Source organism: Kocuria sp. APC 4018 (genome assembly GCF_030407675.1).
Classification (GTDB): Bacteria; Actinomycetota; Actinomycetes; order Actinomycetales; family Micrococcaceae; genus Kocuria; species Kocuria rhizophila.
On the sequence record NZ_JASDCY010000034.1, the window covers coordinates 1 to 6,824 of the forward strand.

General features: G+C 71.4%; 6 protein-coding genes. 1 reads left to right on the forward strand and 5 read right to left on the reverse strand.

Annotation, left to right across the window (positions count from 1 at the left end):
• From QL985_RS07600 to lipB, 3 genes are all read right to left on the reverse strand, one after another.
• On the reverse strand, positions 1-696 hold a 696-nt coding region (locus QL985_RS07600; RefSeq protein WP_290147702.1), incomplete at its 3' end, for a DUF4191 domain-containing protein.
• A 206-nt stretch (positions 697-902) separates the two neighbouring features.
• Positions 903-1,910, reverse strand: a complete 1,008-nt coding sequence (lipA, locus tag QL985_RS07605; protein ID WP_019310701.1) for a lipoyl synthase — start codon at positions 1,908-1,910, stop codon at positions 903-905.
• 85 nt (positions 1,911-1,995) lie between these two features.
• Positions 1,996-2,718: a lipoyl(octanoyl) transferase LipB gene (gene lipB, locus QL985_RS07610; RefSeq protein ID WP_039100837.1), complete on the reverse strand. Its 723-nt coding sequence runs from the start codon at positions 2,716-2,718 to the stop codon at positions 1,996-1,998.
• A gap of 75 nt (positions 2,719-2,793) precedes the next feature.
• Here lipB and QL985_RS07615 point away from each other — a divergent pair, with 75 nt between their 5' ends.
• Positions 2,794-5,124 carry a protein kinase gene (locus QL985_RS07615; protein ID WP_124109611.1) on the forward strand — a complete coding sequence of 777 codons (2,331 nt, stop codon included), beginning with the start codon at positions 2,794-2,796 and terminating at the stop codon, positions 5,122-5,124.
• An 83-nt stretch (positions 5,125-5,207) separates the two neighbouring features.
• On the opposite strand, the gene QL985_RS07620 is transcribed toward QL985_RS07615, so the two are convergent.
• Positions 5,208-5,555 (reverse strand): hypothetical protein, encoded by a 348-nt coding sequence (locus tag QL985_RS07620; protein WP_019310698.1) that lies wholly within the window; start codon positions 5,553-5,555, stop codon positions 5,208-5,210.
• A gap of 168 nt (positions 5,556-5,723) precedes the next feature.
• The coding region (sucB, locus tag QL985_RS07625; protein WP_290147703.1) for a 2-oxoglutarate dehydrogenase, E2 component, dihydrolipoamide succinyltransferase at positions 5,724-6,824 on the reverse strand (1,101 nt) is incomplete at its 5' end.

Here is a 6,824-nt window from a genome sequence, read left to right on the forward strand (position 1 = left end):
CTTGGGGATGGGCAGCTTGTTCTGCAGGGTGTTCATCCGGCGGTAGACCACCTGGACCTCCTGCTTGGTGAGCTTGTTGTCCAGTCCGCGCAGCTGCTTGGTGAGCTTGTTCAGGGGCACCTGGCCCTCGCCGTTGCCGGACTTGATCACGTGGATCGGCACATTGGTGATGACCGGGCCGATGCGCCGGCGCTCCTTCTTGACGAGCTTGTCCACGCGGTTCACGGGGCCCTCGGTGATGAAGACCACGCCGGGGCGGCCCACGGCGCGGAACAGCAGGTCCTTGGACTTGGGGTCCATGGCGGCGGGCTCCTCCTCCACGATCCAGCCGCGCTTGAGCGTGGACAGCGCGGCACCGGCGGCACCGGGCTGACCCTCGATCCGGGTGAACGCGGCGCGTTCGGCGCGGCGCGACAGCAGAATCACGGCGGCGAGCACGGCGAAGGGGATGCCGATCAGGAACCACGTGATCCAGTTGCCCAGGGCCACGCCGATGAGCAGGAACACCAGGAGCACCGCGAGGCCGAGCAGGATCATCCACCACAGGATGTTGGGCTCGTTCTCGCGGGTCATCTGGAAGACCTGCTTCATCTGCGCGAAGACGCCGGGGCCCTTGGCGGCCTTGCGCTGCCGCTTCTCCTCGCGCTTGCGGTCGCGCTCGGCGGCCTTGGCCTTGGTGGACGTGGCTGGTGACACGGTGCTTCCTCGCAGTTGGTGGTAGGGGATCGGGGCCATTCTATCCGCTGACCGGGCGGGTCCGGCCCGGGACGCAGCGGCCGTGGCCCGGCGCGGGGGCCGGCCGCCCGGGGGACGACGACGCCGCCCGGGCGGGGGCGGCGTCGTCGTCGGTCCGTGGGTGGGCGGGGCCTCGGCCCGTGAGCGGGATCCGTCCGCCCGCGGGCTCAGCTCAGGCGGGCCAGCAGAGAGGAGGCCTCCTGGGCGGCGGAACCGGAGTCGTCGATGTGCGAGAGGTGCTCCGGGATCTCGCGCCCCATCTTCTTCATGGCCCGTGCCCACAGCTTGCCGGCGCGGTAGCTGGAACGGACCATGGGTCCGGCCATGACCCCCAGGAAACCGATCTCCTCGGCGGCCTTGGAGAGCTCCACGAACGTCTCGGGCTTCACCCAGCGGTCGATGGGGTGGAACGTGGGGCCGGGGCGCAGGTACTGCGTGAGCGTGATGATGTCGCAGCCGGCGTCGTGGAGGTCGCACAGGGCCTCGTAGGCCTCGTCGTCCGTCTCGCCCATGCCCAGGATCAGGTTGGACTTCACGATCATGCCGTGCTCCTTGCCCTGCGTGAGCACGTCCAGGGAGCGCTCGTACGCGAAGGCGGGGCGGATCTGCTTGAAGATCCGGGGCACTGTCTCCAGGTTGTGGGCGAAGACCTCGGGCTGGGCGTCGATGACCTGCTGGACGGCGTCCGGCTGGCCCTTGAAGTCCGGGATGAGGATCTCCACGCCCGTGCTGGGGTTCATGGTGTGGATGGCGCGGATGGTCTCCGCGTTGAGCCAGGCGCCGCCGTCCGCGAGGTCGTCGCGGGCCACGGAGGTCACCGTGGCGTACCGCAGACCGAGGTCCCGGACGGACTCCGCCACCTTGCGGGGCTCGGCCACGTCCACCATGCCGGGCTTGCCCGTGGCGATGTCGCAGAAGTCGCAGCGGCGCGTGCACGTGTCACCACCGATGAGGAAGGTGGCCTCGCGGTCCTCCCAGCACTCGTAGATGTTGGGACAGCCGGCCTCCTCGCACACCGTGTGCAGGCCGCGGCCGCGGGCCATGGACTTCAGCTCGGTGAACTGGGGGCCCATCTTGGCCGTGTTCTTCATCCACGACGGCTTCTTCTCGATGGGCACCTCGGCGTTGCGTGCCTCGACGCGCAGCAGCTTGCGGCCTTCGGGTGCGATCGTCATGCGTACTCCTCGCTGGTGGCGATGGGTGCTCCGTACCGCGCGGTGTCGGCGGGGGAGCGCTTCGACAGGTGTGGGCCGGGTCCCCTCAGGACACGGTGCTCGACGCCGCGCCGGGCGCGGGTGCCAGTCGCAGCGGCGGGGCCGGGGAATCGGGTTCGAACGGGACGCACAGATCGGACTCCCGTGCGGTGAGCTCCTGCTCCATACGTGCCACAACGTCCATCGGGTCGATGCGATTCCCGGTCTCCTCGCTCAGGGACGTGACGCCGGCGTCCGTGATGCCGCACGGGATGATCTTGCCGAACGGGCGCAGGTCGTTGGAGCAGTTCAGGGCGAAGCCGTGCAGCGTGGCGCGTTTGGACACCTGCACGCCGATGGCCGAGATCTTCCGGTCCGGACCGCGCTCGTCCGCGAGCACCCAGGCACCCGAGCGGCCCTCCACGGTGGTGGCAGGAACACCGAAGTCCCGCACCACGGCGATGATGACCTCCTCCAGCACGCGCACGAAGCGCACGACGTCCAGGGGGATGGGAAGACGCACGATGGGGTACCCCACCAGCATGCCCGGGCCGTGGTAGGTGAGCTTGCCTCCGCGGCCGATCGGCACCACCTCGGTGCCGTCCCACGGGTACTCGTGCTTCTCGGTCCGGCGCCCGGCGGTGTACACGGGATCGTGCTCCACCATGAGCACGGTGTTGCCGCGGGTGCCCGCCACGACCTCCTGGTGGACCTGCCGCTGGAGGTCCAGGCACTCGCGGTAGTTCACCAGCTCCGGGGCGAATCCGATGCGTTCGAAGTGCAGAGCCATTCGACCAGCTTATCCCTTCCCCCCACCCTGTGGATAACGTGAGCGGGCGCACAGCCCGCGCGGCACAGTGGTGGCATGCACACACACCGATCACGTCACGGGCACGGTTTCCCGCCGTCCGAGCCGCCGTCCGAGCCGCGGTCCCCGCAGACCGCCGAGGACCGCCCTGCCGCGTCCCGGCCCTCGGCCATGGACCGGGTCCGCGCGGCACGTTCCGTTTCCTCGCGGACACAGGACACGGGCGCCGCCCCGGCACCCGGGGGCCTCGACGCCGCCCCGGTGCCTCGGGAGCGCGACGACTCCGCTCGGCCAGCACCGGAGACGCCCTCGGAGGGGGACCCCGGCGGCGGTCCGGACGGACAGGTGCGTGGGCGCGCGGATGGAGACCCGGGTGGGCTCGCGCGAGCCGGGTCCAGCGGCGTCGTACCGGGCAATGACGGCCCGGGGCCCGACGCGGGCAACGGCGAGGTGGCCGGTGCCGCCCTGCTCGGGGGACTGGAACTTGCGGGCGTGCTGAGCGAGGGCGCGGGAACGCGCACCTGGCGGGCGCGCGAGTCCACCACCCGGGAGGAGTTCACGGTGACCTTCGCGGTCGCGGAGGAGCCGACCGTGCGCCGCGCTCTGGAGGCGCACTTCGCGGAGCTCGTGGCGGCGTGGTCCGAGAACCCGCACCCTCACCTCGTGTCCGTGCGGGCCACCCTGGAGCAGGACGGCCGGGTCGCGGGGCTCGTCACGGACCACGTCAGGGGCACGACTCTTGCGCAGCGCGCCCGCGAGGCGGGGCGGATCACACCGGAGGAGATCGCACCCGTGCTCGCGGCCGCGGCCCGGGGGCTCGGCCACCTCCACGAGCACGGCTGGGTGCACGGGGGTCTCAGCGCGGAGCACGTGATCGTCACCGCGGAGGGGCAGGTGCTGCTGGACGGCTACGGCGTGCGCCCGGGGCGCAGTGGCTTCCCTGCAGCGTGGGGCCACGGGGACCGCTCGACGGCGCCGGGGCTGCTGGACGGAGACCCGGAGGGCGCCCCCGACCGCACTGGGGGGACCGCGGCCGGCCCGGCATCCGGGGCCCAGGACGTGTACGCGCTCGGTGTCCTGGGGTGGCGGGCGCTCACCGGGCGCATGCCTGGGCCGGATTCGCACCGGGTTCCGCTCACCCTCATGGTGCCCTCCGCACCGCGGCACCTCGTGCTCATGCTGGAGGCCGCCCTCGCCGACGACCCGTCCGTCCGCCCCACTGCCGGGGAGCTCGCGGCCGGGTTCGCCGCTCCCGCGCCCAGGTCCGCGCCCGCGCGGCGGCCGCAGGAGCGTATGACCCCGGAAGTCATCCGTGCGGACGGCACCGTGGTGCGGTCCCGCCGGAGGTTCTCAGCCCGCGCCTCTGGCTCAGAGGGAGGTGACGTCCACCGCAGACGGGGATCGGGTGCGGCACGTGACCGCCGCAGGAGCACCACCCGCACGGGCACGATCCGCTCCGGTCGTTCGGCGAGGGGCCCCGAACGTCGTGCGAACACCGCGGGCGGGGCAGCCTCGGCCCTCGGGCACGGGGATGCCCGCGTCGGGTGGATGGGACGAGCAGGAAACCACCCGAGAGTGCTTGCCATGGTGGCGGCCGCGAGTCTCGCCACCCTGCTGGCCTGCGGCTACGCCGCGTGGACCGGATCAGACGGCGCGGGTGTGCACCCGGAGGCCGCGGCGTCGTCTGCGGCGGTTCCTGGCCCGGTGACTGCGGCGGACCCGGGAAGGGCGGCCGGCGCGGCCGGGGCAGTTCCGGGGACGGCAGCTGGCCCGGACGCGCCACCGACGTCCTCGGCGTCAGCCGGGCCCGAGCCGGCGGAGGGACGAACCGGGCGAACCTCGGGAGAGAGCGCCGATGGAGACGGTGCCGATGGAAGCCCGGCGGAACGCACGGGTCGGGAGGGCGGCACGCCGCACTCGGAGGCACCCGGTGCGAGGGCCCAGGACAAGGAGCGAGAAGCACGGGAGGCCGTCACGCAGCTCGTCTCCGCCCGGGCGGCGGCACTGGCGGCCGGTGACGAAGCCGCGGTCTCGGCGGTGTACGTCCCGGATTCGGCGCTCGCGGCCAAGGACCGTGACCTGATCCGTCGCGCCGCCGCGCAGCCTGCTCCGGGGACCGGTGAGACCGCCCTCTCCGGTCTCAGCATGGAGGTGGAGTCCCTGGAGGAGGAGGAACGGGTGCCGGGAGGGCGCCTCACCCCGGCGGAGGAGGCGCGCACGCGCACCTACCGCGCCGAGATCGTGACCCGCGGCTGGGACGGCGCAGTCCCCACGCAGGCCCACGTCCGACGTGACGGGGCGCGGGCGCGACAGGCAGTGCGCGTGACCGTGGTGTGGACGCCGGAGGGATGGCGTCTCGCGGACGTGGCCCCGCTGCCGTCACGGTGACCCCGACATGGAGGAACCCCGGCTCCCGCGGTCCAGAGGACTGCGGGCGCCGGGGTTCCGGAGGTCGAACCAGGCGGTTCAGATCACCAGAACACGGCCACGGCGGCGTTGATGAGCGCCATGCCGCCCACCGCGTGCGCGAGGCCCGTGGACACCGGCTCGTTGCGCTGGGTCTTGCGCATGCCGATGAAGGCGGCCACGAGCACCACCAGCAGGATCACGATCTTGACGGTGATCTTGGCGTAGTTGATGGAGCCGCCGCCCATCTCGTGGATGCCCACCAGGCCCAGACCGGTGATGAGCATGAGCACGGCGGCCCAGAACTGGCCGGCGGTCACGGTGGGGCGCTTCATGGTGTAGATCCACGTGCCAACGATCACAGCGACGCCCACGATATGGAGGAAGAGGAGGAGGTTCAGCAGGAATGTCATGGATCGAGACTAACCGAGACAGCGGCCCTCGGAAGCGACCACGGGCCCGGGACGCGGCGTGCGTGAGGCACTCCACATCCCGGGCCCGTGGGGCGGGTCACCGGACGGTGGCGTGCAGACGGTTCACGGGCCGCAGCCCCCCACCATCCGCACACGTCGAACCGTCGCTCAGAGACCGACCTCCGACTCGAACTGCCCGGCCTCCAGGCGCTTCTTGAGGGTGCTCAGGAAGCGACCGGCGTCCGCGCCGTCCACCAGACGGTGGTCGTAGGTCAGCGACAGGTAGCACATGTGGCGGATGGCGATCGTGTCGTTGCCCTCCGTGTCCGTGACCACCATGGGCCGCTTCACGATCGAACCTGTCCCCAGGATGCCCACCTGCGGCTGGTTGATGATCGGGGTGTCGAACAGTGCACCGAACGAGCCGATGTTCGTGATGGTGAACGTGCCCCCGGTCAGCGCATCCGGGGAGATGCTGCCGTCCTTGGCGGAGGCGCCCAGCTCGGCGATCTGCTTGGCCAGACCACCCAGGTTGAGGTCACCGGCGTTCTTCACGACCGGCACCAGCAGCCCGCGGGGGGTGTCCACCGCGATCGCGATGTCCTCGGAGCCGTTGTAGACGATCTCCTTGGAGTCTTCCTTGAACGTGGCGTTGAGCACCGGGTGAGCCTGCAGGGCCTCGGCCACAGCCTTGGCGAAGAAGGGCATGAACGTGAGCTTGGCGCCCTCGCGCTTCTGGAACTGGTCCTTGGCCTGCTGACGCAGCTTGGCCACACGGGTCATGTCCACCTCGGTCACCTGCGTGAGCTGGGCGGAGACGTCCAGGGACTCGCGCATGCGCTTGGCGATGGTCATGCGGATCCGGGGAGCCTTCTCCGTGGTTCCACGCTTGGCATCCGCAGCCGGGGCGGCGGCGAACTCGGTGCTCTGGCGGGACACGGCGGGGGAGAGGTCCGCGCCGGTGTCCTGGACGGCGGGAGTCGACGACTTCTCGGCCTTCTCCGCCGCAGCGAGCACGTCCTGCTTGCGGATGCGTCCGCCCACACCGGTACCGGTCAGCGAGCCGAGATCCACGTTCTTCTCGCGGGCGAGCTTGCGCACCAGCGGCGTCACGTAGCCGGGGACGTCCTTGGAAGGAGATCCCGCAGACGAGGAGTCCCCACCAGACTGCGGCGAGGCCTGCTTGGTGTCGGCCTTCGGGGCCTGTTCGGTCTTGGCCTCGGCGGCCTGCTCGGTGTCCTCGCCGGAGTCGGCGGTGGTGGCGGCGTC